Source organism: Exiguobacterium sp. s142, assembly GCF_018618455.1.
Classification (GTDB): Bacteria; Bacillota; Bacilli; order Exiguobacteriales; family Exiguobacteriaceae; genus Exiguobacterium; species Exiguobacterium aurantiacum_A.
This window is the reverse complement of sequence record NZ_JACSMB010000010.1, coordinates 1-23,245: the sequence shown is the minus strand read 5'-3', so window position 1 is coordinate 23,245 and position 23,245 is coordinate 1. Positions and strand designations below refer to the sequence as shown.

The following is a 23,245-nucleotide window of genomic DNA, read 5'->3' as shown; positions in this document are numbered from 1 at the left end:
ACATCAAGCCCCTTCAACTGCGAAGGGGCTTTTGTCATGCCCGCACGTAAGCGAGCAGCATCTCTTTCAAGACGCGCTGTTGGATCGTCGGGTCGATATCTTTCTCTAAATAGCTGATGTGCGACTTCAAGATGATGTTGTTACCGAACGTTCCGAACGCGTTGATGACGGTGATGACCGTCTCTTTCACGTCGATATCGTGACGGAACGACCCGTCCGTCCGCCCGTCTTGGATGAGCGGCTCGAGCGTCGCCATGATCTGACGCTGCAGTTCGATATAGCCGTCGATTCCCGGAAGCGCGGAGGCGACGAACGAGGCGTAGCTCTCGAACGCTTCGCGGAATCGGGAGTGGCTCGTCTGACGCAGCTGTTGCCCAAGCAAATAATCGAGTATTGCTTCTAGTCTTGAGTAGGCGTCTCCGGGACGCGCCGTCAATTCCTTGAAGACATGCAGCGTCGGTGTCAAGTTATGGATGGCGGCCGCGACGATTAGTTGGTCTTTTTTCGGGAAATAGCGGAACAGCGTCGCCACCCCGATGTTTGCAGCGTCGGCGATGTCCTGCATTTGGACGCGCTCAAACCCGTCTTTTAAAAAAAGTGTCTCAGCTTGATCGATGATGTGATTCAAGCGCTCTTCTTTATTTTGTTGTCGTTTGTTCATCTAATCACCTCTTTGTTGTCTCGTCATTATAACGTGTTCAGGCAGTTTCGTTGAGAATCAAATGTGCCTCGTCTATTATTATGATAGTTAGACTATCATATTTTAAGAATGGAGAGAATTTAATGCGGTTAAAGGGGAAAGTTGCGGTCATCACAGGTGCAGGCAGTGGTATGGGAGAAGCGACGGCGAAATTGTTCGCAAAAGAAGGGGCGACGGTCGTCGCGACCGACATCAATCTTGAAGCAGTAACGAGCGTTGTCGAGGCGATTCGAGCGCAGGACGGGGAGGCGCTGTCGATTCAACACGATGTGACATCACGTACAGATTGGGAGAAGGTTTACGCAGAAGTCCAAGCAACGTGCGGCAAGCTCGACATTCTCGTCAACAACGCTGGCATCGCGCTCGCTAAACCATTTTTACAGCAGACAGAAGACGACTGGGCGCGGACGTATCGCATCAACATCGATGGCGTCATGCTCGGAACGCAATACGCGATCCCGCTCATGGAGAAGAATTACGGCGGTTCGATTGTCAACATCTCGTCCATCTCAGCGCTAACTGGAATGGCCGGAGCAGGAGCGTATACGGCATCGAAAGGTGCGGTCCGCTCGCTCACGAAAGCAGCAGCCGTCGATTACGGCAAACAAAACATTCGCGTCAACTCGGTCCACCCGGGCTATATCGTCACGCCGATGAGCGCGCCGCACATGGAGCATCCGGACTATAAACAGCATTTCTTGAATCAAGTCGCCTTGCCGAATTTAGGGACGGCACATGAGGTGGCGGCAGCCGTCTTGTTCCTCGCGTCAGACGAGGCGAACCATATCACCGGCATCGAACTCCCGGTCGATGGGGGCGTCACGGCTAAATAAAAGTAGGGTCTCATTTGAGGCCCTACTTTTTCGCTACTCCAAAATCCCAACGAGTTCCATGACGAGCAGGACGAACAATCCTGAACCGAGGACGGCGGCGAAGAAGACGAGGACGGCGTACTCTTTTTGTTTCAAGATGGCCCACCAGCCGGTCACGAACGCTCCGAGTCCGAGTGCGAAGAACGTGGTCATATAGCTAAGTCGAAGCATGTGTGCGGCGTTGTCGCTCCAAAGTGTTGACGTAAACGTCGTATCAAAGCTGTCGAGCAACAAGAACGGCACGTACATGGCAAGGAATAGCCCGATTAAAATAATCGACCACTTGCCGACCGAGGTGCGGGGGAACAAGGCGCCATTCACGACGAATCACCTCTTTTCGTTGCAACATCATCTGTATAGAACTATTCCCGTTTTTGACTGAAACGATTAGTGGATGCAATGAATTGTCATGGTATAGTCAGAAAAAAGAGGTGAAGGTATGATGCATCAGTTGGAATTGAAACGGATATGGGAAGATGCGCTCGAGATAGATGTAGTATTGACGTTAAAAGCAAAGTGGTGCGAGGTCACGGTGAACGAATACGTCACAGTAGCCGATATCGAGGCGCTCGTTTCCGCGTTACAAGCGTTTAATACATGCAATGGAAAGTCGCCCAAGACGTGGACACTCGATATCCCGCTCGTCCACACCGCGATGACGTTCGAACTGGCGAATGCGAGAGGGACCGTTCAAGTCAAATCCGTAGTCGAGCAAATGAAAGGCGATGGCGGAGACATGAACGCTGCTTTTTCGTTCGAGACGACAATGGGACAACTCGATGATCTGCGTCACCAATTATCGGCGTTTTTAGCACGAGAGAGGGATTTGGTCGAATCACTTCGACCAGAATAAAGCGATAGCAGGTGTATGGGATGAAAACTCAATTCGAGATGGAACGAATTTGGATAGATGAGACGGAGTTGTTCTACCAGGTAAAACTTCAGCTCCGCTCACCCGTCTGTTCGAGCAATCAAAACGTATATATGCAAGATGAGATACTGCAAGAACTGATCGACTTGGTGGCTCAATTCAACAACGCCTGGGGGAAAGAGCCATTGATTTGGCGGTTGTTCGACTCGGATGCGGATGATCAAAAAATCAGCCTTACGTTCACGTTGATTGATCGGACGGGAACGATCCAAGTCGACGTCTGGATTGACGACAAATGGGACCATGACCCGTTTGACCATTTCCATGCGGCCTTCAAGTTCAGGACGACGATGGGGCAACTCGATGACTTGAGCGCCCAACTGAAACATTTTATCCGTCGTGAGACCGACCATGTCTCATCGCTCTATGAACGCTAACAAGCCCAGACAAAAGCGTCTGGGCTTGTTTCAGTACCATTCTTTCGGTTCGTAATTCAATTCGCGGAACAACTGCTCGCGCTCTTTTTTCGATAGGTCGCGCCATTGTCCGGGCGGGAGCTTGCCAAGCGTGATGTTCATGACGCGCACGCGTTGAAGGCGGTATACCTCGTAACCGAGGACTTCACACATACGGCGGATCTGGCGGTTGAGTCCTTGCGTGAGCGTGATGTTGAAGTCGAACTTCGACAGCGGATGAACTTTACACGGTAACGTCTTCTGGCCGAGGATTTTGACGCCCGCTTCCATCTGTTCGACGAACTCTGGTGTGATCGGCTTGTCGACCGAGACGATGTATTCCTTCTCGTGCTCGCCCTCGGCGCGAAGAATTTCGTTGACGATGTCGCCATCGTTCGTCATCAAGATGAGCCCTTCTGAGTCTTTATCGAGCCGGCCGATGTTGAAGATGCGGAGCGGGTGGTTGACGAGGTCGACGAGGTTGCCTTTGACTTTCTTCTCCGTCGTGCTCGTGACGCCGACCGGTTTGTGAACAGCGATGTAGACGTTGTTGCGGGCGACGCGGGCGGCCGAACCGTTGACGAGTACTTCGTCACCTGGGTTTACTTGGTCCCCGATTTTCGCTTTCTTCCCGTTGATCGTGACCCGTCCTTCTTCGACGAGACGATCGGCTTGGCGGCGGGACGCCTTGCCGGATTCACTAATAAATTTGTTAATACGCATGGTTACACGTCCTTATGAAATGATACTTCACTATACCGCATTTAGAGGGGGGATCACAATTACTGTCCGCTAGGAGGAAGGACGCGGGTGATGCTGCCCCAAAAGTTGAACTCGTTGAAGTCGATATAACGGATATTCTGTGAGTGATTGTCGAGCACCTCGAGCAAGACGACGTCCGGGAAGCCGGGCTTTTTAAAGATCATATAGCCGATTCCCGTAACGGAATGATTTTTATAAAATCCGTTCGCCATGTTCAAAATGAACGGTCGACCGGCGGCCAGTTCCCGTTCGAACGTCGACCACTTCCATAAATAGCGGGAACTCCCGTGCCCAGCATAGCCATAACGGGACCAGAGTTTTGTGATGATCGCACTGATTCGTGTCGGCGGTGTCCCTTTCTCGTCTTTGAACTGATGGGCGAGGGCGATCTCGCGCGCGTCTTGTTGGAGTTGAAACACGTCGTCAGGGATGTTGGGATAGCCGTGGTCATGGTAATAACGGAAAATGGCCGTCATCGATGTGAGGGTACAATTATTCTTCCCACCGTTGAACGCTTTTTGAAGCAACGCCGGGACCCCGTCGACCCGTTGCTTAGATTTCACCGTCCAATGTCCATGATAGCGGTCGTTCACATACGCTTCCGGGTCGATGATGCCGGCATAGCTTTTTTTCGCAATCTCGAGCTGTCCGGCGTAATGATGTTCCATGGCGCACCCCTCCCTTTTCTCTATTATACAAACAACGCCTCTTCTCAGGGAAATATGAGAAGAGGCGTTCTGTCGTCAAAATACCAAGTGGGCGATCCCGACGACGATCGGGAGCGTGATGAACGTCCGGAGCAAGAAGATGAGGACGAGGTCGAAGAATGAAATCGGAAGTTTCGACCCGAGGAGCAGTCCCCCGACTTCCGACATGAAGATGAGCTGCGTGACCGATACAGTGGCGATGATGAACCGTGTCATCTCGCTCTCGATACCGCTGCCGAGCACGGCTGGCAAGAACATGTCGGCGAAACCGACGACCATCGTCTGAGCGGCGGCTTCCGCCTCCGGCACTTGCAACAGCATCAGAATCGGTTCGAACGGTTTGCCGAGAATCGTAAATAGCGGCGTGTACTCAGCAGTGATGAGCGCGATCGTCCCGACGGCCATGACGATCGGCAAAATACCGAGCCACATGTCGAGCACGTTTTGGAAACCGTCTTTCAACGTGGCGACGAAGCTCTTGCTTGAGCGTGACTTGAGCAACGCTTGACGGAGTGCCCATTTCGGCATCGAGACGTTGGCCGGTACCGGCTCTTCCGGTTTCAACTCGGTCTCTTCATATGGGGTGTCGGCTTTTTTCGACAACGGATAAATTCGTGGCATGATGAGTGCTGCGACGATACCTGACACGACGATGGCGCCGTAATATTGTAAGAAGTAAGCATCGAGCTCCATATACGACAAGATGACGATTGTGAACGTGATCGAGACGACCGAGAACGTCGTGGCGATGACGGCGGCCTCCCGTTTCGTGTAGTAGCCGTTCTCATATTGTTTCGTCGTCAACAGAATCCCGATCGTCGCGTCACCGACCCAAGATGCGAGCGAGTCGAGCGAGGCCCGGCCCGGCAGTTTGAAGAGCGGGCGCATCACTTTGATGAGCATCGTCCCGACGAACTCGAGCAGGCCGAAGTTCAATAGGAGCGGCAGCAACATGCCGGCAAATAAGAACGTCGCGAACAAAATCGGGATCAAATCATACAGCAACAGGCCACCCGTGAACTCGGAGGTGATCATCTCCGGCCCGATCACGAGCAGCGTCATCACCCCGGCAATCAGACCGACGACCCGCATCCCGAACCAGAACGGCGTGACGTTGAACAGTGAATTGAAGTGTGGCCGCTCAAGGACGAACGCCGGTTTGGCCATGTACGTCCAAAGCGAACCGAGCACGGAAATGCCCATCATGATGACGGCGAGTGTCGGAACGACATCACCGATCAAACCGATCAACTGGTTTGACAAGAGAGCGACCGGGATGGTGAATCCGTCATCGGTCGGGATCGGCACGATGAAAAACATGAGACCGATTAAAGAAGGAATCAAAAATTTCAAAAAGTCGTTGGTCGTGAACGATGTCCCGTCTTGGCCAGGCTTGTTTGGTGTCTGATTCATGTTAGTTACCCCATTTCCCCGAAATAGTAGTTGGCGCATATCACCCGCATGTCCCCATCATGCGTTTCGTGATTTGCTATGAAGGAATCGCATCTTCTCGTTCATTATAAAGAAGGGGTTACGTGCCTAGCAACAATCCGTTGTAATTTTCTGAAAAAAGACAGCGTCACGATGAGCGGACTATTCGTATTGTCAAGTCGACTTTAGTATGATGACGGCGAGTCTTACAAAATCGAGATGTTCAACATATATACTATAAGGAGTGGATGATAACGATGAGATTAAGCGTCCTCGATCAAGCGCCGGTGACGTCCGGCCATACGTCAGAACATGCATTACAGAGCGCCGTCGAACTCGCCCAAGTGGCAGAAGAGCTAGGGTATTACCGGATGTGGATGGCTGAACACCACGGTGGAATGTCGTTCGCGAGTTCGGCCCCGGAAGTCATCGCGGCCTATATCGCTGCGAAGACGGAACGAATTCGTCTTGGGTCGGGCGGCATCATGATGATGCACTATTCGCCGCTCAAGATGGCCGAAGTGTTCAAGACGCTGAGCGCACTCGCACCAGGTCGAATCGACTTTGGGGTCGGCCGGGCCCCGGGTGGCGACGCCAACGCCATCTACGCGATGTCGCAAGGACAGAAGCCGATGATGGACGGACTGTATGAGAAATTACAGACGACACTCCAGCTGATCAACGATGAGACGCCGGAAGAACGGTGGTACAAAACGACGCCGGCCGCACCGACCGGGGTGACGCTCCCTGAGGCTTGGCTGCTCGGGTCAAGCGGAAACAGCGCCGTCCAAGCCGGCCGCATGGGCGTCGGCTACTCGTTCGCCCAATTTTTTAACGGGGAACTGAGCAAAGACACGCTCGACACGTACCGGCATCACTTCACACCGTCAGCGTTCATGGAGAAGCCTGAAATCAATGTCACGTATCTCGTGACGACGGCCGAAACGGAGGAAGAGGCGGAATATTTGGCGCGTCCGTCCGACTTGTCACGCCTATTCCTGATGAGAGGGCAGCTGCGTCAATTGCTCAGCCCGGAAGCGGCCAACGATTACCCGCTCACCGAAGTCGACAAGATTCACATCGCCAACAACCGGGCCATCCATCTCGTCGGGACGCCAAAACAGATTGCGGCGCAATTGCAGGACGAGTCCGTGCAGTATGGCTTTGACGAGGCGATGATTTGCAGTATCCAACATACACAAGCACAGCGGTTGAACGTCTACCGTCTGCTCGCGAAAGAACTCCTCTAACGAAACGCTCCTTCTCATATCGGGAAGGAGCGTTTTAGATTAGCGGAACAGTTGCATAAGCACGAACAAGGCGACGAGTCCGCCGAGAGAGACAGTAAAGAAGACGGCGACCGAGCGTTCGTGGTTGCGGAGGATGGTGTATAGACCGACGACGAACGCACCGAGGGCAGCGGCGATGGCTGACATCGAGAAGACGACACCCCATGTGTTATCGAACAAGGTGTCGAAGTTGAACGGTTGACCCGACTGGACGATGAGAGCAGAGACGACTAAGAGCAGAAAGACGGCGAGCAACAGGACAACGGACCATTTCCCTGGTCGCGTCTGTGGATAGACGTTCCGACTGAGCATGACGGTTCACCTCACTTTTCATCTAAACTCATTTACCTATACCCGATTTTTTTAGCTATTTCCAAAAATACTTTTCCTTTTTTTGAACGGTTTTATGAACAAGTCAGCGTAAAAGTTCTAAACTAAAAGAAATGGAGATTGTATGGAGGTAAAGTATGCAACAGATGAAGGCCGATCCACATTATTTGTTTGATGTATTCGTTCGCTTGTATCGAATGGTCTTTTTGATGGAAGTGACGCCGAAAGGGTATCGTTACGTCCGTGTCAGTGAGCAAGGGAAGCGCGCGTCGTCGCTTCCGGACGATGTGAGCGGTCGCTATTTGCACGAGATGTATGCGCCGGACGTCGCGAACGAGTTGATTTTGCACTATGATGTGGTCGTTTCGTCTCGTGAGCCGGTCTATTTCATGTCAAAGATGAATATAGAAACTAACACCGCACGCTTCGCCTCATCCATGCTCATGCCGCTCGAGGACGCCACTGGAGAAGTGCGCTACGTTCTCGGTTTGACGACCGATTTGTCGGAAGATGCGGAGATGAAGCTACTCAGCAGCATCGAGAACATCGATTATTTGACGGGCATGCCGAACTTGATGAAAGTGAAGCTCGAGCTTGAAAAACTGTTCGCCACACGAGAGCGTGAGGAAGCGACGAGCGTCATGCGCTTCCATATCAACCGTTTTAAGATCATCCTGTCGCTCCAAGGGGTGGAGCGATCGCAACGTTTAATCAAAGAGATGACCCGTCACTTATCTGACTTGCTGCCCAAGGGCTCGATTATCGGCCGCGTCGACGGGGAAGATTTCATCGCTGTACTGCCGCATACCTCGATCGAGACAGCATACATGCACGGGGAACGTTTACTGGCGACAATCGCGGATTACACGTACCATGTTGCCGAGACCGAGTTCACCCTGTCCGGCTGTCTCGGTATCAGTTCTGGCAGTGAAGACGCCGACCAAGTGATCATGAACGCGTCGACGGCATTGCTAGAAGCAAGGCAAGCCGGTAAACAGATGATTAAAGTGTATGAGAAAGACGATTATATGCAGCATTACATCGACGAGATGACGATTGAGATGGAACTTCATAAAGGATTGAAGGCAGGCGAACTCGGCGTCGTCTATCAGCCGAAAGTAGACTGTCGGAATGGCGCCGTCCATTTCGAGGCGCTCGTCCGCTGGAAGAACACCGTGATCGGAAACATTTCGCCTGAAACATTCATCAAAATTGCGGAGCAGTCACTGTTGATCGAGGACATCACTGAGTTCGTGTTCGAACGCGTCTGCCGCGACTTGAGCGAACGACCCGGGCTGTTCAACGGCCGCCGTGTCGCGGTCAACTTGTCCCCGGTCTTGTTCCGTCAAGACTACGTCCAAAGCAACCTGATCCCGCTTCTTAAAACGTATGGCCTCTCAGCTGATCAGTTCGAGTTCGAGATCACGGAACATACGCTCATGCAGGAACCGCTCATCGGGATCCAGACAGTCGACTACTTGAAGGCGGCGGGATTCCGCATCTTGATTGATGACTTCGGCGTCAGCTATTCGTCACTCAACTATTTGAAGATGTTCGACATCGACGGCATCAAGATCGACCGGTCGTTCATTAGTCAGCTCGATAAAGACAACGGATTAAAAGAATATGAGATCGTCAAACTGATTGTCGCACTCGCTAAAAAACTGAACTTAGCAGTCACGGCGGAAGGTGTCGAGACGGAAGCACAGTACCGTGCAATCCAGCGGCTCGGATGCGACGACGTGCAAGGCTATTTCTTCAGCCGGCCGCTCTCGCTCTCTAACCTCGAGCCGGCACTTGAGACAATCGTCTGTCAATACGAGGCGCTGCGGTTAGACGGCTCGGACCGGTCCAAGTTAGCGGCACGGTTCGATGAGACAGAGGCCGAACGATTGAAAACAATCCTTCGGCTCGAAATTTTAGATACCCCGCGGGAAGAACGGTACGATCGCATCAGCCGACTCGTCGCGAAGACGCTCGAGATGCCGATCGCGCTCATCTCGATCCTGACAACGGACCGGCAGTGGATCAAATCGTGCCAAGGTACTAATTTCGAAAGTCCACCCCACATCGATCGGAAGTGGACGCTATGTGACCGCGTCGTGACCGGTCAGGGATCCCTCGTGATCGAAGACGTCAAAACCGCGGAGGCGTTGAGTGAGAATCCGTTGCTCGAAGGGATCGGCTTTTATGCGGGTGTGCCGCTTATGACGAGAAGCGGACACGTCATCGGAACGCTCTGCGTCACCGACGGAGTGCCCCGCTCGTTCGAGCATGAGGCGGTGCAGACGCTTGAAGATTTTGCGCGTTGGGTGATGGCCGAAATTGAATTGACCGAACAGGCACGTGCCCAAGAGCGGCGTCAACAGACACTCGAGTCGCTGTACGAGGTGACGGCCATCCAAGCCCCGTTTGCTGACAAGCTGAAGCGAATCCAAGAAGTGCTCAGGGAGTGGATCGGTTATTCGCATGCCGTCATCTTCTCGACAGAATCACGCCAGCGCGTCCTGTCCGCCGATGGGGATGCCTGGATCGATTGGACGGACGAGCGACTGCAGCACGTTCATGCGCTGGCGACGGTCGGGCATCAAAAATTGAAACGTTCGGAGCTCGTCCTCGAAGGGGTCGAATTCGCATCGATGATCAGCTTGCCGTTATCAAACGAAGGCAAGACGTTCGGATGGGTCGTCTTCCTAGCGGAGCAGGGCAGTTTAAACGATGTCGCCGATGCGGTGGCAATCCACGAGATGACGGACACGATCTTACTCGTGACCCGTTGGATGGAGAACGAGATTCGCCGAGAACGTAAACATCAGGAAGTGATCGAGCTCATCACAAAAGACGGGCTGACTAAATTGCCGAACCGTCACTCGCTCATGACGGACTTGAGACAGACGATGAATCGGAAACGGCCGGTGGCGCTCCTGTTCATCGATTTGGATGATTTCAAGCGAATCAACGATACGCACGGTCATCTCGTCGGCGATGAAGTGCTCGTCGAAGTGGCGAAACGGATCGGATCGTTCAGTCACATGCATGCAGGGAAAGCGTACCGGTTTGCCGGGGATGAGTTTTTGATTGTCATCGAGACAGGTTCGGAATCGCTTGAAGAAGCCGTTTTTGACCAACTATCGACCGTGATTTCCCGGGAAATAACGGTCGGGGGCGGATTGGCGCTACATCTCTCGGCCAGTATTGGTGTCGCATATTCTGACGCTAGTTTGTCTTCCCTCGACACGCTCATCCATCACTCGGATGCGGCGATGTATATCGCTAAAAACAGTGGCGGGGACGGCTACTATATTTATGATTCGTATCAAGAAAACAAGTGAAAGAAAGGAGGGGGCTCATGCAGACGTTAAAACGCTACTCAGAACGCTTTTGGTATATGACGCCCGTTAGTGAGACGGACCGGCCGATCATCGGCGCGGTCGTCGGGGACACCCATACGCTCATGATCGATGCGGGCAATTCCGAGGCCCACGCGAACTTATTTTTAGACGCCTTGGCCGAGCGGGGGATCAGCCGTCCGTCGCTCGTCGCGTTGACACACTGGCACTGGGACCACATCTTCGGTCTGTCGGCGTTACCAGACACCGTCTCGGTCGCAAGCGGGGCGACGAAAGCGCGGATGGAGCGTCTCATGCCATACAACTGGGACGACGAGTCGCTCGATGAACGCGTCGAGAGCGGCATCGAGATCGCTTTTTGTGCGGAGGCGATCCGGCTCGAGTTCGGGGACAGCCGCTCGATGCAAGTCGTCCTACCGACCGTGACGTTCGACGACACATTGACGCTCGACCTCGGTGGCGTCCACGTCTTGTTGAAACACGTCGGGGGCGATCATACGGCCGACGCGGTCGTCGCCTATATCCCGGAAGAGAAAGTGCTGTTTTTAGGGGACGCCTTATATGCGAACTTGTATGCCCCGTCTTGGCGGATGACGGCCGGGGAGACGCTACGGTTGTTGAGCGTCCTTGACACGTTCGAAGCCGAGGCGTACGTCTGGTCGCACGGTCAAGTGGCGACGCGGGCAGAGTATGAGAAAGACCGTGATACGTTACGGATTCTAGCGCAAATCAGTCTCGATTTCCCGGGAAATAAAAAGTTGATAACGGCTCAATACGAACGCTTGACCGGTCGTCTGGTTGACGAAGAAGAGCAAGAACTGATCACGTTTTTTGTGAACGGGTCAGGTGGTAAAGCGTGATGGACATCATCCACATCCGTGAAGACGACGAGGCGTTCCAACAGTTTTTGACGAGTCGGTTGCGTGCGTTCAACGATGTTCATTCAGCGCATCACCGAGCAATCCGCAATGCCGACGTCCCAGTCGTTCAGTTGAAAGTGGAGCGTGACGGTCAAGTGATAGCCGGACTGTTCGGTAGCGTCTACTGGGGCTGGTTCGACCTTGACCGGTTATGGGTTGATTCCAACCATGCCGGTGAGCGGATTGGGACACGACTCCTTGAGGAAGGTGAGCGTCATGCCCGCGCACTCGGAGCCACGCAAGTAAAGCTGACGACATTTTCGTTTCAGGCGAAAGCGTTTTATGAACGTTTCGGCTACGAGGTGGCCGGCGTCCTCCGCGACTATCCCCCGGGCTCTGACTACTACATGATGACGAAACGTTTGATCGATGCATGAAAAAGGCGACTCGCGCGAGTCGCCTTTTTCAGTACACTTTATCCCCGTTGAAGATTGAGTTTTTCACCATGACGTAATCGACGGTACGTAACGCGTCGAGATTGTTCCCACCCGAGTATGAGATGGCCGACTGGAGGTCTTGCTCCATCTCGGTCAACGTGTCTTGAAGCGCCCCTTTGTGCTCGACGAACACTTTCTTGCCTTCGACGTTTTTCCGTTCCCCTTTTTGGAATTCAGAAGCCGACCCGAAGTATTCTTTGAGCAGTTTCCCGTCCTGCTCGAACGTCTCCCCCGGAGACTCGTCGTGACCGGCGAACAGTGAGCCGATCATGACCATCGACGCCCCGAAGCGGACCGATTTGGCGATGTCGCCGTGCGTGCGGATGCCCCCATCCGCTATGATCGGTTTCGTCGCCGCCTTGGCACACCAGCGGAGCGCGGCGAGTTGCCAACCGCCTGTCCCGAAGCCGGTCTTGATTTTCGTGATGCACACTTTGCCCGGTCCGATGCCGACTTTCGTCGCGTCCGCCCCGGCATGCTCGAGCTCACGGACCGCTTCCGGTGTCCCGACGTTCCCGGCGATGACGAACGAGCTCGGAAGATGCTGTTTGATGTGTTGGATCATCCGGATGACCGCGTTCGAATGGCCGTGTGCGATATCGATTGTGATGAATTCTGGTGTATGTCCCGCTTCGGCGAGCTGTTCGACGAACCGATACTCGTCTTCTTTCACGCCGACACTGATTGACGCGTACAGGCCACGTCCGTGCATGTCTTCGATGAACCGTAGCCGCGTTTCCGGATTGAACCGATGCATGATGTAGAAATAGCCGTTCTCAGCGAGCGAGAGCGCCACGTTCTCATCGATGATCGTCTGCATATTCGCCGGAACGACCGGAAGGCGGAACGTGAGGCCGCCGAGTGTGACGCTCGCGTCACATTCCGAACGACTATCGACGACACATTTTGCCGGAATCAATTGAATATCTTCATAATCAAACACTTTATCCATCGTTTGCACCCCTATTTACGAACATTTTAATTGAGTTGTCTAGAAATACTTCGCCCATTCGGTAATGTAACGCATTTTTTGATGAAAGTCAAAGGGATGTATCGAAAAAATGTATATTTTCAATACAATAACGTTATTTATATTCTTAATGTTCGTGTTTAGGCTAACTACGTTAATGTTTCACGTGAAAAAAGACCGCTAGTCAGCGGTCTTGAAACATCACATATCGGTTGCGGCCGTTCGACTTGGCTTCATAAAGTGCGAGATCGGCTTGCTTGAGCAATCGTTTCTTTGTCATGCCTGATTGGTAACGAGCGACACCGATACTCGATGTCGTGACGAACGTATGCCCTTCGATCTGCCACGGGTGCTGGAGCGAAGCAATCAGCTTGTCTGCGACCCGGTCAGGTGCTGACAAATCGGTATAGCGGATCAATACAGAGAACTCGTCGCCGCCGAAGCGGGCGATCACGTCTTGCTTGCGCAGCGCCTGGGTGAGACGGAGTGAGAACTGTCGCAGCAGCTCGTCACCGACGTCATGTCCGAACGTGTCGTTGATCTGTTTGAAATGATCGATATCGAGCGAGAGGATGGCCAGCTCCTCGCCGTCCTCTTCGACCCTCGAGAGTGCCTCTTCTAAGTAAGCCAAGAAGTAACGGCGGTTCGGGAGCTCGGTCAGCGTATCGTGGTAAGCTAAGTGTTTCAGTTGTTTCTCGAGTACTTTACGTTGCATGATCTCACGGGTGACCGTTAAATAGTGCAGCAACGTCGCTTCTTCATAGATAGCCTGAATCTTCGTCTCGAGCCAAATCCATCTGCCATCGTGGTGGAGGTGACGAAACTCGAGCGTGAGCGGCTCACTGCCGGCCGTCATCGCTTTGAGCTGTTGTCTCGTCGGCGTGACGTCTTCCGGGTGGATGAAGTCGAGCGTATTCTTGCCTTCGTAAACCGCAGGCGCATAGCCGAGGACGCTCTGGTGGGACGGCGAGGCGTAGCGGACACGGCCGTCGCGCTCGAGGATGCAGACGAGGTCGCTCATGTTTTCCGTGATCAGTCGGTACTGCGTCTCACTTTGGCGTAACGCCCGTTCCATCTCTCGTTTCTCGGTCACATCACGCAGGACGGTCATCACGGCGGTCGCCCCTTCATAATCAATCAATAGACTGCCGATATCTACGTGTAAGTGCTGACCGGACGGCGTGACAAGGACGATTTCCGTGTCTTGGACAGGATCACCGAGCTGCAAGGCAGAAAGGCGTTTCCTCGTCACCTCATGGTATTCGGCAGCGATATATGTAAAGATGGATTCGCTCTCGATATACGTCTCCCCGATCGTCTCTAACGCCACGGCGTTCGCATATAAAATTAGGCCGTCTTTATGGACGATGATCCCTTCTGGAATCGTCTCGATGAGCTGGCGATAGCGTCGCTCGCTCTCTTGTAAAGCTCGTTCGGCGGTCTTCTCCGGCGTATGATCGATGATGATGGCGAACAGGCCGGTGATGTTGCCGCCGATCTCGATCGGGATGTTCAAGACGGCGAGGTCGAGCGCTTCACCCGTCTTATCATGCGCCGTGACCCCGTACTTGTGGGGCTTTCCGGATAAGGCGAACTGGAGTCCCTCGCGGACGAGCGGTTGTTCCGAGTCCGGCAGCCAGTCGAGGAACGAACGGTTGATGAAGTTGGCCTCGCAATAGCCGGTGATGTTTGTGACGGCAGGATTGATCGACTTGACCCGAAGTTCGGGGTCGAGCACGAAAATGCCGTGGGGCGAGTAGCGGCGCAACGACTCATGCTGGTCACGTAAAATCGATAGCTCGAGCTCACGCCGTTTCCGCTCCGTCACTTCCCGAACGACCGAGATGACGTGGGTGCAGGCACCGGATTCGTCAAATACCGGCGTCACTTCCGACTCGAAATAATGAAGCGGCAACAAGATCACATCTTGGTACTCGAGTGTTTCTGAGTAGAACGAATCAGCGAGGCGGCAGTCTTCATAGACGATGCTCTTTCGTGCGCGAATCGCCTCGTCATAATGGTGGGTGATGAGTGCGGCCGTCTCGGCCAGAACCATGTCGCCGACACACTTTCCGACGTCAGCGTCTGTCCAACCGATGGCCTGCTTCCCCGGCTCGTTCACAAATACATAGCGATAGGTCGAACCGTCCACTTCCATGAAGAACACAAAATCCGAGATTTTGTCGAACGTCTGGAGCAGGATGGAAGAATGGTGTTGGATCGTCTGGTCGGCGCGCATAATGTCCCTCATTTCAGTCGAATTTTTGACACGTCATTCTTATATTACAACATTCATAAAAAGATGTGTGAACATTCCAAAAAAGACAGGACTGTGAAAGTCCTGTCAGGCAGCTTGTTTGAGACGGTCCCGTTCTTGACGGCCGTTCATCACGTAATACAAGAAAATCGTGAAGGCGACGACCCCGGCGAGCAACAGATAGATGGTAGAGAAACCGGTCAGCGGGATGAGTAGCCCGATGAAGTAGGGACCGAAGCCGAGCCCGGCGTCGAGGGCGATGAAGAACGTCGACGTCGCCATCCCCATCCGTCCAGGTGAGGCCGCCTTGACGGCGATGGCCTGTGTACCGGACTGAATATTGCCGAAGCCGAGCCCGATCAACGCGCCGGCGAGTAAAAGGCCCAAAGCGCTCGTCGCTTGGCTAAGGACGAGCAGCCCGACCGCGAAGATGAAGATGGCCGGATACATGACGACGTTGGCGCCACGCGCGTCCATGAGCCGTCCCGTGATCGGGCGCGACAACAGGACGGAAATCGAATAGACGAGGAAGAAGACGCTCGCCGCTTCGACGAGGTCGAGTTCAGTCGCGTAAAAGTTGATGTAAGACAAGACGCTCGAAAAACTGAGCGCGGCGATCACGATGATGAGCGCGATCGGTAACGCCTTCGGCTCGACGAACGCCTTAAGTGACAATCCGCGAACGATTTCCGGATTGTCGGCCTCGGGAACGGTGACGAACAAGGCGCTCACTAAACTGACGACGCCGACGACGAGACAAGCGATAAAGATGGTCGAGAAACTCGTATATTGGCTCATCAGCAAGCCGACGAACGGGCCGATGGCGGTGGCGAGCGTCGAGCTCATGCTGTAGTACCCGATACCTTCACCTTTCCTCGCTCCGGGAATGATCTGTGCGACGATCGTGCCGGTCGCTGTGCTCGATAAACCCATGCCGAGACCGTGCACGAAGCGGGTGAACAGTAGGAAGCCGACGCCGAGGTCGACGAAATAGAGCAGGATCGTGGCCGTGAAGAAGGTCAGCCCGATCAACAGCGTCTTGCGCCGTCCGATTGAATCGATCAAGCGTCCGATGAACAGCCGGCCGACGAGCGTACCGATGATGAAGATCCCGGTCACGAGACCGGCCTCACTTGTCGTCGCGCCGTACGTCGCAACGGCGTGGACACCGATCGTTACCATGAGCAAGAAAAAGATGAGCGTCAAGAAGAAGTTGACGAGCGAGATGATGAGGAAGTCTTTCGTCCATAATTTTTGTGCGGTCAATTGCATCGGCGATGATGCCTCCTTATTTGTTTGAACCTAAATAGTTAGTAAACATAACTAAAGGAGTATAGCAAATTGATGAGAGCTTGTCAGAGACGACGCATTGTGCACGAAAAACCGATTCGCGTGAGCGGATCGGTTTTTCATTAGATCAAGTGGCGGCGGTACCAGAGGACGATCGGTACGAGAACGAGTGAAACGATCCCACCGAGCAGTGATAGCGTCAAATAGCTCGACTGGGAGGCGATGATACCGGACAGCATGCCGCCCGAGGCGCCGGACAAGGCGATCCAGACGTCGACCGATCCTTGCGTCTTCGCTCTCGTCTCGGGTGTCGTCGCATCGACCAAGATGGCCGTCCCACTGATGAGCCCAAAGTTCCAACCGACACCGAGCAAGACGAGACCGACGATCAACAAGAACAGCGAGTCGGCCGGTGCGAACGCCGCGACGACGCCTGCGAAGAATAACGTCACCCCGGAAGCGATGGCCATGATTTCACGGCCGACTTTGTCGACGAGCACGCCGGTCACGAGCGAGGGTAAATACATCGCGCCGATATGGAAGCCGATGACGAGACCGACCGCGCTCAGTTCATGGCCGTGCTGCCGCATGTGGACAGGTGTCATCGTCATGATGGCGACCATGACGATTTGGCTGAGCACCATGACGAAAGCACCGACGTACACGCCAAGGCGAGAGTGGACTTCTTCGGGTTGATGTTGCGTCGCGTCTGCCGATTGCTTCCGTTTCGATTCGATGGCTCGGGCTACGAGGAGCGGGTCAGGGTTCAAAAACACAATCAAGATGAGACCGGCCACGAAGTAGGCGGCTCCCGCGAGTAAAAACGGACCAGAAAGCGTCGGGATGCCGATGGCGTCAGCAACCCGCCCCATCGGTTCGACCAAGTTCGGTCCGGCGACGGCACCGAACGTCGTCGATACCATGGCGATACTGACCGCGGTCGCCCGTTCGGTCGCATTCGCCAAATCCGTTCCGGCGTAACGGGCCTGGAGGTTACTCGCCGTCCCGGCCCCGTAAATAAGGAGCGACACGAACAAGAGCGGTACGCTCTCGAACGCGGCGGCAAAGATGACACCGAACGCACCGAGGGATCCCGTCAAGAACCCGGTCGCGAGTCCGAACCGGCGTCCGACCCGTTGCGATATCATCCCGATCAGAAACGCGGCGCCGGCAGAGCCGAGCGTGAACAGCGCCGTCGGGACACCCGCATACGCATCGGTCCCGAGCAGGTCGCGGGCGAGGAGCGCCCCGACGGTTATGCCTGCGGCGAGGCCGGCACCCCCGAAAATTTGAGACAGCACGACGACGAACAACGTCCGTTTATACAGACGGCGTTGTTGCTCGGTGTCGGTCACATATGAATCAATCTTATTTCGCATGACACGATTCCTCCTCCATCAACTTATACCCCACCTAGTATAACGTCTGCAGGCGTGGAAAAGAAGGGTGGACAAAAAAGGACTCGACTCGAAAATACCGAGTTGAGTCCTTCCGCTCGTGAATCGTCAAGCGCGGTCCCAGAACCGAGCTTTGGCAATCCCGTCGATAAACGTGTCGAATCCGTCGAGACTGTGCTGTTTGAACGTGTAGACGCCAGGTTGGTCCGTCTTGACGCGGCACTGATCGAGCACTGAATCATCGTGTAAGTGCAAAGCGAGCGGCTTGAAGTGTTTATACGTGTTCTCGATAAACTCGAGGACGTCGTCTTCGACCGAAGTCGCGGCGCTGACGAGGAAAGCGGCGTCGAACAGGCTCGAGTCGACCGTATCGTACGTCTCTTTCACTTTGAGGTCACCGAGCGTGTACGATTTCTTCCCGACGAGGCTATAGTTCACTTTTTTGTCGGCGAGCGCTTGGACCCACGCCTTCACTTGCGCGGCATCGACATCACCGGCGAGAAGGACGGCGACGCTCTTCGTATCCGGTTTCGAGATCGTGTCCGCCATGCTGAGGGCAGGCGATGTTTTGTCCGAGACGACTTCGTTGTTCTCGGCAGGCAGTGCGACGCCTAAGTTGTCGGCGACGACCGAGGCGAGGTGACGGTCGATGCGGTTCAACAAGTCGACGGCATTTTCTTTCACCATGTCCGACTCGCATTTGCCGAGCTCGAAGCTGTAGGCGTCTTGAATGTGCTTCTGTTCGACCGGGGTCATGCTGTTGTAGAACATTTTGGCTTGTGAGTAGAAGTCGAGGAAGCTGTCGCTGCGGCCACGGACTTTGTGACCATCGACTTTCTCTTGGTAATGCTCAAATCCACCTTGGTCGACCGGCACAGGTGCCGGCTGATTGTTGTTGAGCGCGTTTTTATGGTAGCTCGTCTGGCCTTTATGGACCGACATTTGATGCATGCCGTCGCGTTGATTGTTATGGAACGGACAGACCGGTTTGTTGATCGGGATCTGATGGAAGTTCGGTCCGCCGAGACGTGACAGCTGTGTATCTGTGTATGAGAACAAGCGCCCTTGCAGGAGCGGGTCGTTCGAGAAGTCGATGCCGGGAACGATGTGCCCTGGATGGAATGCGACCTGTTCGGTCTCGGCGAAGAAGTTATCGACGTTCCGGTTGAGCGTCATCTTCCCGACAAGTTTGACCGGGATCTCTTCTTCCGGCCACAGTTTGGTCGGATCGAGGATATCGAAGTCGAACTTGAACTCGTCTTCGACTGGGATCATCTGCAGTCCGAGTTCCCATTCCGGGTAGTCGCCTTTATCGATCGCCTCATACAAGTCGACGCGGTGGAAGTCGGCGTTTTTCCCGACGGCCTTTTGCGCCTCGTCCCACACTTGCGAGTGGACACCGAGCTTCGGTTTCCAATGGAACTTGACGAAATGGGCTTTCCCTTCCTTGTTGACGAGTCGGAACGTGTGAACGCCGAACCCTTCCATCATGCGCAGGCTGCGCGGGATGCCGCGGTCGCTCATCGCCCACATCACGTGGTGAGCCGCCTCATGGTTTTGGCCGACGAAATCCCAGAACGTGTCGTGGGCACTCCCGCCTTGCGGCACTTCCGTGTGCGGTTCAGGTTTCACCGCGTGGACGAGGTCCGGGAATTTGATGGCGTCTTGGATGAAGAAGACCGGCATATTGTTTCCGACGAGGTCATAGTTGCCTTCGTCCGTATAAAACTTCGTCGCAAATCCACGGACGTCACGGACCGTGTCCCCGGACCCACGCGAACCTTGAACCGTCGAGAAGCGGACGAAGACAGGCGTCACTTTCGCAGAATCGTTCAGGAAATCCGCTTTCGTATAGTCGGCAAGTGACTCGTATACTTGAAATTCTCCGTGGGCACCGACGCCGCGGGCGTGAACGATTCGTTCAGGAATCCGTTCATGGTCAAAGTGCGTCATTTTTTCACGGAAGTGGAAATCTTCGATGAGCGTCGGTCCCCGAAGCCCCGCTTTGAGCGAGAACTCATCCTCCGCCATCTTCAGTCCTTGGTTCGTCGTCAGTCCTGCTGTTTGTTCATTGTCGATCGTATGTTGTTTCAACTGTTCTTCTTTTTTATTCCCCATCATGTTGCCTCCCCATAAGTATATGCTCTCCCGACGTAAGCCGTGATTGACCTACTTTACGGTTTTTCCCTAACGCTACGAGAAGAAACCCCCATTTTAAAATGGGGGTCGGTTAGCGCAGCATCGACAACGTCTTCGTCGTTCCATCTGATAAGGTGTATCGGACGATATAGTGGCGGGAGGTCGTCTCCATCTTGTAGGAACTGATTTTCGTCGGTTTTTCCCCGATGTGAAGGAGTGTCAAGTACGTCACACCTTTCCCGCGCTTCGTTGTCGCGACTTGATTCCGTTGTTGCCAATCGTAATCGCGGTACGAGACGTGGCTCGACCCGACGGCGAGTTTTGGAATCGAGCCGACCTCAAGTTGCAGGAGATGGAGCGAGCGGCCAGCCGCGTCTTTGAAGTAAGCGTATCGACTGCCACTCGCCACCCGGTGCAATCCGACACCGAGATGGAACCGCTGGACGAACGATTCGGTCACCGGACTCGTGACCCGGTCATAGACGAGCACCGTCCCGTCACGGTCATAGGCGAGACGCCGAGTGTGCGACATGCCGTTCCCGATCAATTGGCTCGTCCCGGAAGCCGTCCACTGAATCGAGGAGGTCCCGACCGACGTGATCTGGCTTCGTCGCAAGTTGCTCGGGATCAATCGGAAGCTTTGCCCGGCAACGTGAACCGTATTGTGAGCAGCGGCTTGGAGCACGACGTTCCGTTCAGGACGCTTCGTGTACGCATAACGTCCGCTCTCGACTAGGAAATCGCGGCCGTAACCGTATAAGTCGATGGACAGGTCGTCAGCATGTTTATGGATGTTGCTATGGTAACCAGCCGTCATCGTCACTTGGACGGCGTCTTGGAACGGTCCGGAGCGTCCTCCCCAATGTTGCCTGAAGAATGCGTATTGGTTGGACAGTCGGCCCGCCTTGACCGTAGGCTGCACTCCGGCCTTGCCTCCCGTCATCGCATGGAGGAGGTGGGGATACCGTTCAATGTAAGGGATGGCGTTCGTCCGGTGGGTGATGGACGGTGTGTCGCCGAACATCGGCAACGTGCCGTTCGGTTTGAGCATATACGTGAGCGCCACCGGCATGTCTTTCACGTCACGCATTCGACTCGACAGCGCAAAGCGGTTCGCCGACGCCCAATCATTGAAGCGGGCGAGTGTGTCATATAGATAGATTTGATAGTAGGGTGAGTGTTCGAGATGGACGCCGTCCGCACTTAAACTATGGTTCAGTTGTCTCGTCAGGCGGGTCGTGGCGAGCCCTCGCCAAGCCGCAGAGCGGTCAAAGGATCGATGCGTCTCGGCAACGGCCGAGAGCGCCATGTCTTGAAAGATACCGTGGTTGTTATTCGGTTTATAAAAGCTCGTCTTCGCCAAGAGCGTCGCGTGTTCATAAAGTGTTTTCGCAAACAGTTGTGAGAACACCGGGTCAGTATTGACGCGCGATGTCCTGAATACGTTCCAAAAATTGAGCAAATGGAACGTACGGATCGCGGTACCGTGGTCATGGTAAGGCCATGGGTGGCGCATATAGGCTGAAATCGGATATTGCTTCGTCCAGCTCGAGATGATTCGCTTCCCGTAACGGAGATACTCATCTTGTCCGGTGGCGGAGTAAGCTTGCGTCAGTTGGTTAAGTGTCGTGAAATAGTGAATTTGAAACTTGAATGAGTTTGAATCGACGTTTGGGACGTACTTGTCGAATCGATATGTATCAATATTTGGGACGCGCAACTGATAGGGTGGTGATGGGATATACCAATTCCCCTTTATGGCGGCGTCGGCTCGGGCGATGGCAGTCGAGTCTTTAAGCTCGTCGTAATAGTAGGGGATGTTTCCGCGCGTCAGCGTCCTCATGTATTCGTGAATAAGCCGTGTGTTTGCCGAGTCCGCAATCGCGGTTAACGATAGGTTCGTCGAAATCAGTCGTCCATCTTGCTTCCTTACGTACCAGGTCGTTCTTCCGTCAACGAGGCGATAGTAGACACCCGATGTCGTGACGGCTCGAAATATTTTCGTGCTTTTTAGCGTCGTCTTCGGGATGAGTGTCTTGCCTGAAAATTGATAAAGTATGGTGCCGGCGGAGACGCTTACTTGATATGGGGCTGGTGTCGCAGCTTCGACGTTTTCGGGTGAAATACTAATGTTGATCAGGAGCAATAAAACCAAGACGATAACGGAGCGTCTCATAAAGTGTCGTCCTTTCTGGAGCACGATTCAGCAAAAAATCCCTGCCCCATACAGTTAGCCGTTGGGGGAGGGAAGTCCTGCTTGTTCAGTGAACGAAAGGTGTCACAACGCTGCCCAAACGCTCTGCTTCAAGACGATATGCTGCACTTTTTCAGGCTCGAGATCGTATTTCGTCGAGATGGTCCGGGTCACTTTTGCTTTCAAATCAGGGTCGTTGGATTGTTTCGCCTCGTAAATCTTGTTCCACTCTTCCCAGACACGTACCTCGCCTTCAGATAGTTGGCCGGTCCATTCCTTCTCGCGAAGTTGCCAACCGAACACCATGTCGTCGTAGTCGCCGGCCTCGACCGTCTCGGCGAGCGACCAGTCGCCTCCTGGCGCGTAGACGGCCTGACCGAGGGGAGAGTCCGTGCCAATATACGCCTCGTGATCATAAAAACGGATCAATGCGGCTTGGAACGTGTCTCGTTCGGTCACCTCACGCATGACGTCATGGCTGATGGACTGGAGCGTCTCGACGTCAGGACGTCCGTGGACGACGACATCGTATTCATAGCGGACCGCGTCATCTTCATGTATCGGTTTGCTCGCTTCAATCGTATAAGTTGCTTCGTGCTGAGACATCTGCTCGGTTTTGTCTTTCTGTTTCGGCGGGTCATTCGGCCACACGTAAGCGGTGAACGCGATGGCCGGGACGAGCAGCAGTGCTCGTCTCAGACGATATACCCACTTCGGTTTTCGTTTCGATTTCATGGTTATCACTTCCAATCTTATGTATGAAAAAATCCCCTGATCGCCAGGGGTGAACTGAGCCCCGTAAAATGGACAGTTTAATAAAAAGCCCACGTGTTCTATGCGGCGATCAGATGGCCCCGATATTGTTCCGGGGTCA

The 23,245-nt window shown here is 54.0% G+C and carries 20 protein-coding genes; 7 read left to right on the top strand and 13 right to left on the bottom strand.

Features of this window, described 5'->3' with window-relative positions:
• Window positions 1-34: 34 nt before the first annotated feature.
• On the bottom strand, window positions 35-661 hold the full coding sequence (locus tag KNP77_RS10090) for a TetR/AcrR family transcriptional regulator (RefSeq protein ID WP_214890561.1): 627 nt from the start codon (window positions 659-661) through the stop codon (window positions 35-37).
• A 122-nt stretch (window positions 662-783) separates the two neighbouring features.
• On the opposite strand from KNP77_RS10090, the gene KNP77_RS10085 reads away from it, so the two are divergent.
• Entirely contained in the window at window positions 784-1,533 is a 750-nt protein-coding gene (locus KNP77_RS10085) for an SDR family NAD(P)-dependent oxidoreductase (RefSeq protein ID WP_214890559.1), read from the top strand.
• A 33-nt stretch (window positions 1,534-1,566) separates the two neighbouring features.
• Here the strand turns inward: KNP77_RS10085 and KNP77_RS10080 are convergent, their stop codons facing one another.
• Window positions 1,567-1,893, bottom strand: a complete 327-nt coding sequence (locus KNP77_RS10080; RefSeq protein ID WP_131441295.1) for a hypothetical protein — start codon at window positions 1,891-1,893, stop codon at window positions 1,567-1,569.
• Window positions 1,894-2,011: 118 nt separating this feature from the next.
• On the opposite strand from KNP77_RS10080, the gene KNP77_RS10075 reads away from it, so the two are divergent.
• A complete protein-coding gene (locus KNP77_RS10075; protein WP_131441294.1) occupies window positions 2,012-2,425 on the top strand; it encodes a hypothetical protein in 414 nt (137 codons plus the stop codon).
• A 20-nt stretch (window positions 2,426-2,445) separates the two neighbouring features.
• A complete protein-coding gene (locus KNP77_RS10070; protein ID WP_214890557.1) occupies window positions 2,446-2,880 on the top strand; it encodes a hypothetical protein in 435 nt (144 codons plus the stop codon).
• Between the two features lie 30 nt (window positions 2,881-2,910).
• On the opposite strand, the gene rluF is transcribed toward KNP77_RS10070, so the two are convergent.
• The 3 genes from rluF to KNP77_RS10055 all read right to left on the bottom strand — a co-directional run bounded on the left by rluF (window position 2,911) and on the right by KNP77_RS10055 (window position 5,780).
• Entirely contained in the window at window positions 2,911-3,621 is a 711-nt protein-coding gene (gene rluF, locus KNP77_RS10065) for a 23S rRNA pseudouridine(2604) synthase RluF (protein WP_131444006.1), read from the bottom strand.
• Between the two features lie 59 nt (window positions 3,622-3,680).
• Entirely contained in the window at window positions 3,681-4,328 is a 648-nt protein-coding gene (locus KNP77_RS10060; RefSeq protein ID WP_214890555.1) for a C39 family peptidase, read from the bottom strand.
• Window positions 4,329-4,403: 75 nt separating this feature from the next.
• The gene (locus KNP77_RS10055; protein ID WP_131466085.1) at window positions 4,404-5,780 is read right to left on the bottom strand and encodes a YjiH family protein; all 1,377 of its coding nucleotides are present in this window, start codon (window positions 5,778-5,780) and stop codon (window positions 4,404-4,406) included.
• A 275-nt stretch (window positions 5,781-6,055) separates the two neighbouring features.
• Between KNP77_RS10055 and KNP77_RS10050 the strand changes: the two genes are divergently transcribed.
• The gene (locus KNP77_RS10050; protein WP_131457876.1) at window positions 6,056-7,048 is read left to right on the top strand and encodes an MsnO8 family LLM class oxidoreductase; all 993 of its coding nucleotides are present in this window, start codon (window positions 6,056-6,058) and stop codon (window positions 7,046-7,048) included.
• A gap of 39 nt (window positions 7,049-7,087) precedes the next feature.
• Here the strand turns inward: KNP77_RS10050 and KNP77_RS10045 are convergent, their stop codons facing one another.
• Complete coding sequence (locus KNP77_RS10045; RefSeq protein ID WP_070328026.1) at window positions 7,088-7,399, bottom strand: hypothetical protein; 312 nt, start codon at window positions 7,397-7,399, stop codon at window positions 7,088-7,090.
• Window positions 7,400-7,554: 155 nt separating this feature from the next.
• Here KNP77_RS10045 and KNP77_RS10040 point away from each other — a divergent pair, with 155 nt between their 5' ends.
• From KNP77_RS10040 to KNP77_RS10030, 3 genes are read left to right on the top strand one after another with little or no spacing between them, the layout of a single operon-like run.
• A complete protein-coding gene (locus KNP77_RS10040) occupies window positions 7,555-10,749 on the top strand; it encodes an EAL domain-containing protein (RefSeq protein WP_214890553.1) in 3,195 nt (1,064 codons plus the stop codon).
• A 17-nt stretch (window positions 10,750-10,766) separates the two neighbouring features.
• Window positions 10,767-11,627 carry an MBL fold metallo-hydrolase gene (locus KNP77_RS10035; RefSeq protein WP_214890551.1) on the top strand — a complete coding sequence of 287 codons (861 nt, stop codon included), beginning with the start codon at window positions 10,767-10,769 and terminating at the stop codon, window positions 11,625-11,627.
• Window positions 11,627-12,064, top strand: a complete 438-nt coding sequence (locus KNP77_RS10030; RefSeq protein ID WP_251139024.1) for a GNAT family N-acetyltransferase — start codon at window positions 11,627-11,629, stop codon at window positions 12,062-12,064. Before KNP77_RS10035 ends, KNP77_RS10030 begins: the two co-directional genes overlap by 1 nt.
• A 28-nt stretch (window positions 12,065-12,092) precedes the next feature.
• On the opposite strand, the gene guaC is transcribed toward KNP77_RS10030, so the two are convergent.
• From guaC to KNP77_RS09995, 7 genes are all read right to left on the bottom strand, one after another.
• The gene (gene guaC / locus KNP77_RS10025) at window positions 12,093-13,076 is read right to left on the bottom strand and encodes a GMP reductase (protein WP_070328030.1); all 984 of its coding nucleotides are present in this window, start codon (window positions 13,074-13,076) and stop codon (window positions 12,093-12,095) included.
• A gap of 202 nt (window positions 13,077-13,278) precedes the next feature.
• Window positions 13,279-15,345: a PAS domain S-box protein gene (locus KNP77_RS10020; RefSeq protein WP_251139023.1), complete on the bottom strand. Its 2,067-nt coding sequence runs from the start codon at window positions 15,343-15,345 to the stop codon at window positions 13,279-13,281.
• A 93-nt stretch (window positions 15,346-15,438) separates the two neighbouring features.
• Window positions 15,439-16,623, bottom strand: a complete 1,185-nt coding sequence (locus tag KNP77_RS10015) for an MFS transporter (protein WP_070328032.1) — start codon at window positions 16,621-16,623, stop codon at window positions 15,439-15,441.
• Window positions 16,624-16,763: 140 nt separating this feature from the next.
• The gene (locus KNP77_RS10010) at window positions 16,764-18,020 is read right to left on the bottom strand and encodes an MFS transporter (protein WP_214890547.1); all 1,257 of its coding nucleotides are present in this window, start codon (window positions 18,018-18,020) and stop codon (window positions 16,764-16,766) included.
• Window positions 18,021-18,146: 126 nt separating this feature from the next.
• On the bottom strand, window positions 18,147-20,156 hold the full coding sequence (locus tag KNP77_RS10005; protein WP_214890543.1) for a catalase: 2,010 nt from the start codon (window positions 20,154-20,156) through the stop codon (window positions 18,147-18,149).
• Between the two features lie 112 nt (window positions 20,157-20,268).
• Window positions 20,269-22,353, bottom strand: coding sequence for a heparinase II/III family protein (locus tag KNP77_RS10000; RefSeq protein ID WP_214890540.1), 2,085 nt, complete (start codon window positions 22,351-22,353; stop codon window positions 20,269-20,271).
• A gap of 102 nt (window positions 22,354-22,455) precedes the next feature.
• Window positions 22,456-23,106: a hypothetical protein gene (locus KNP77_RS09995; RefSeq protein WP_131441279.1), complete on the bottom strand. Its 651-nt coding sequence runs from the start codon at window positions 23,104-23,106 to the stop codon at window positions 22,456-22,458.
• Window positions 23,107-23,245 lie beyond the last annotated feature (139 nt).

What these genes read in the sequence shown, in the direction of transcription:
- KNP77_RS10090 (WP_214890561.1), bottom strand. Translation starts at nt 661, where the DNA reads ATGAACAAACGACAACAAAATAAAGAAGAGCGCTTGAATCACATCATC.
- KNP77_RS10085 (WP_214890559.1), top strand. Translation starts at nt 784, where the DNA reads ATGCGGTTAAAGGGGAAAGTTGCGGTCATCACAGGTGCAGGCAGTGGT.
- KNP77_RS10075 (WP_131441294.1), top strand. Translation starts at nt 2,012, where the DNA reads ATGATGCATCAGTTGGAATTGAAACGGATATGGGAAGATGCGCTCGAG.
- KNP77_RS10070 (WP_214890557.1), top strand. Translation starts at nt 2,446, where the DNA reads ATGAAAACTCAATTCGAGATGGAACGAATTTGGATAGATGAGACGGAG.
- rluF (WP_131444006.1), bottom strand. Translation starts at nt 3,621, where the DNA reads ATGCGTATTAACAAATTTATTAGTGAATCCGGCAAGGCGTCCCGCCGC.
- KNP77_RS10060 (WP_214890555.1), bottom strand. Translation starts at nt 4,328, where the DNA reads ATGGAACATCATTACGCCGGACAGCTCGAGATTGCGAAAAAAAGCTAT.
- KNP77_RS10055 (WP_131466085.1), bottom strand. Translation starts at nt 5,780, where the DNA reads ATGAATCAGACACCAAACAAGCCTGGCCAAGACGGGACATCGTTCACG.
- KNP77_RS10050 (WP_131457876.1), top strand. Translation starts at nt 6,056, where the DNA reads ATGAGATTAAGCGTCCTCGATCAAGCGCCGGTGACGTCCGGCCATACG.
- KNP77_RS10045 (WP_070328026.1), bottom strand. Translation starts at nt 7,399, where the DNA reads ATGCTCAGTCGGAACGTCTATCCACAGACGCGACCAGGGAAATGGTCC.
- KNP77_RS10040 (WP_214890553.1), top strand. Translation starts at nt 7,555, where the DNA reads ATGCAACAGATGAAGGCCGATCCACATTATTTGTTTGATGTATTCGTT.
- KNP77_RS10035 (WP_214890551.1), top strand. Translation starts at nt 10,767, where the DNA reads ATGCAGACGTTAAAACGCTACTCAGAACGCTTTTGGTATATGACGCCC.
- KNP77_RS10030 (WP_251139024.1), top strand. Translation starts at nt 11,627, where the DNA reads ATGGACATCATCCACATCCGTGAAGACGACGAGGCGTTCCAACAGTTT.
- guaC (WP_070328030.1), bottom strand. Translation starts at nt 13,076, where the DNA reads ATGGATAAAGTGTTTGATTATGAAGATATTCAATTGATTCCGGCAAAA.
- KNP77_RS10020 (WP_251139023.1), bottom strand. Translation starts at nt 15,345, where the DNA reads ATGAGGGACATTATGCGCGCCGACCAGACGATCCAACACCATTCTTCC.
- KNP77_RS10015 (WP_070328032.1), bottom strand. Translation starts at nt 16,623, where the DNA reads ATGCAATTGACCGCACAAAAATTATGGACGAAAGACTTCCTCATCATC.
- KNP77_RS10010 (WP_214890547.1), bottom strand. Translation starts at nt 18,020, where the DNA reads ATGCGAAATAAGATTGATTCATATGTGACCGACACCGAGCAACAACGC.
- KNP77_RS10005 (WP_214890543.1), bottom strand. Translation starts at nt 20,156, where the DNA reads ATGGGGAATAAAAAAGAAGAACAGTTGAAACAACATACGATCGACAAT.
- KNP77_RS10000 (WP_214890540.1), bottom strand. Translation starts at nt 22,353, where the DNA reads ATGAGACGCTCCGTTATCGTCTTGGTTTTATTGCTCCTGATCAACATT.
- KNP77_RS09995 (WP_131441279.1), bottom strand. Translation starts at nt 23,106, where the DNA reads ATGAAATCGAAACGAAAACCGAAGTGGGTATATCGTCTGAGACGAGCA.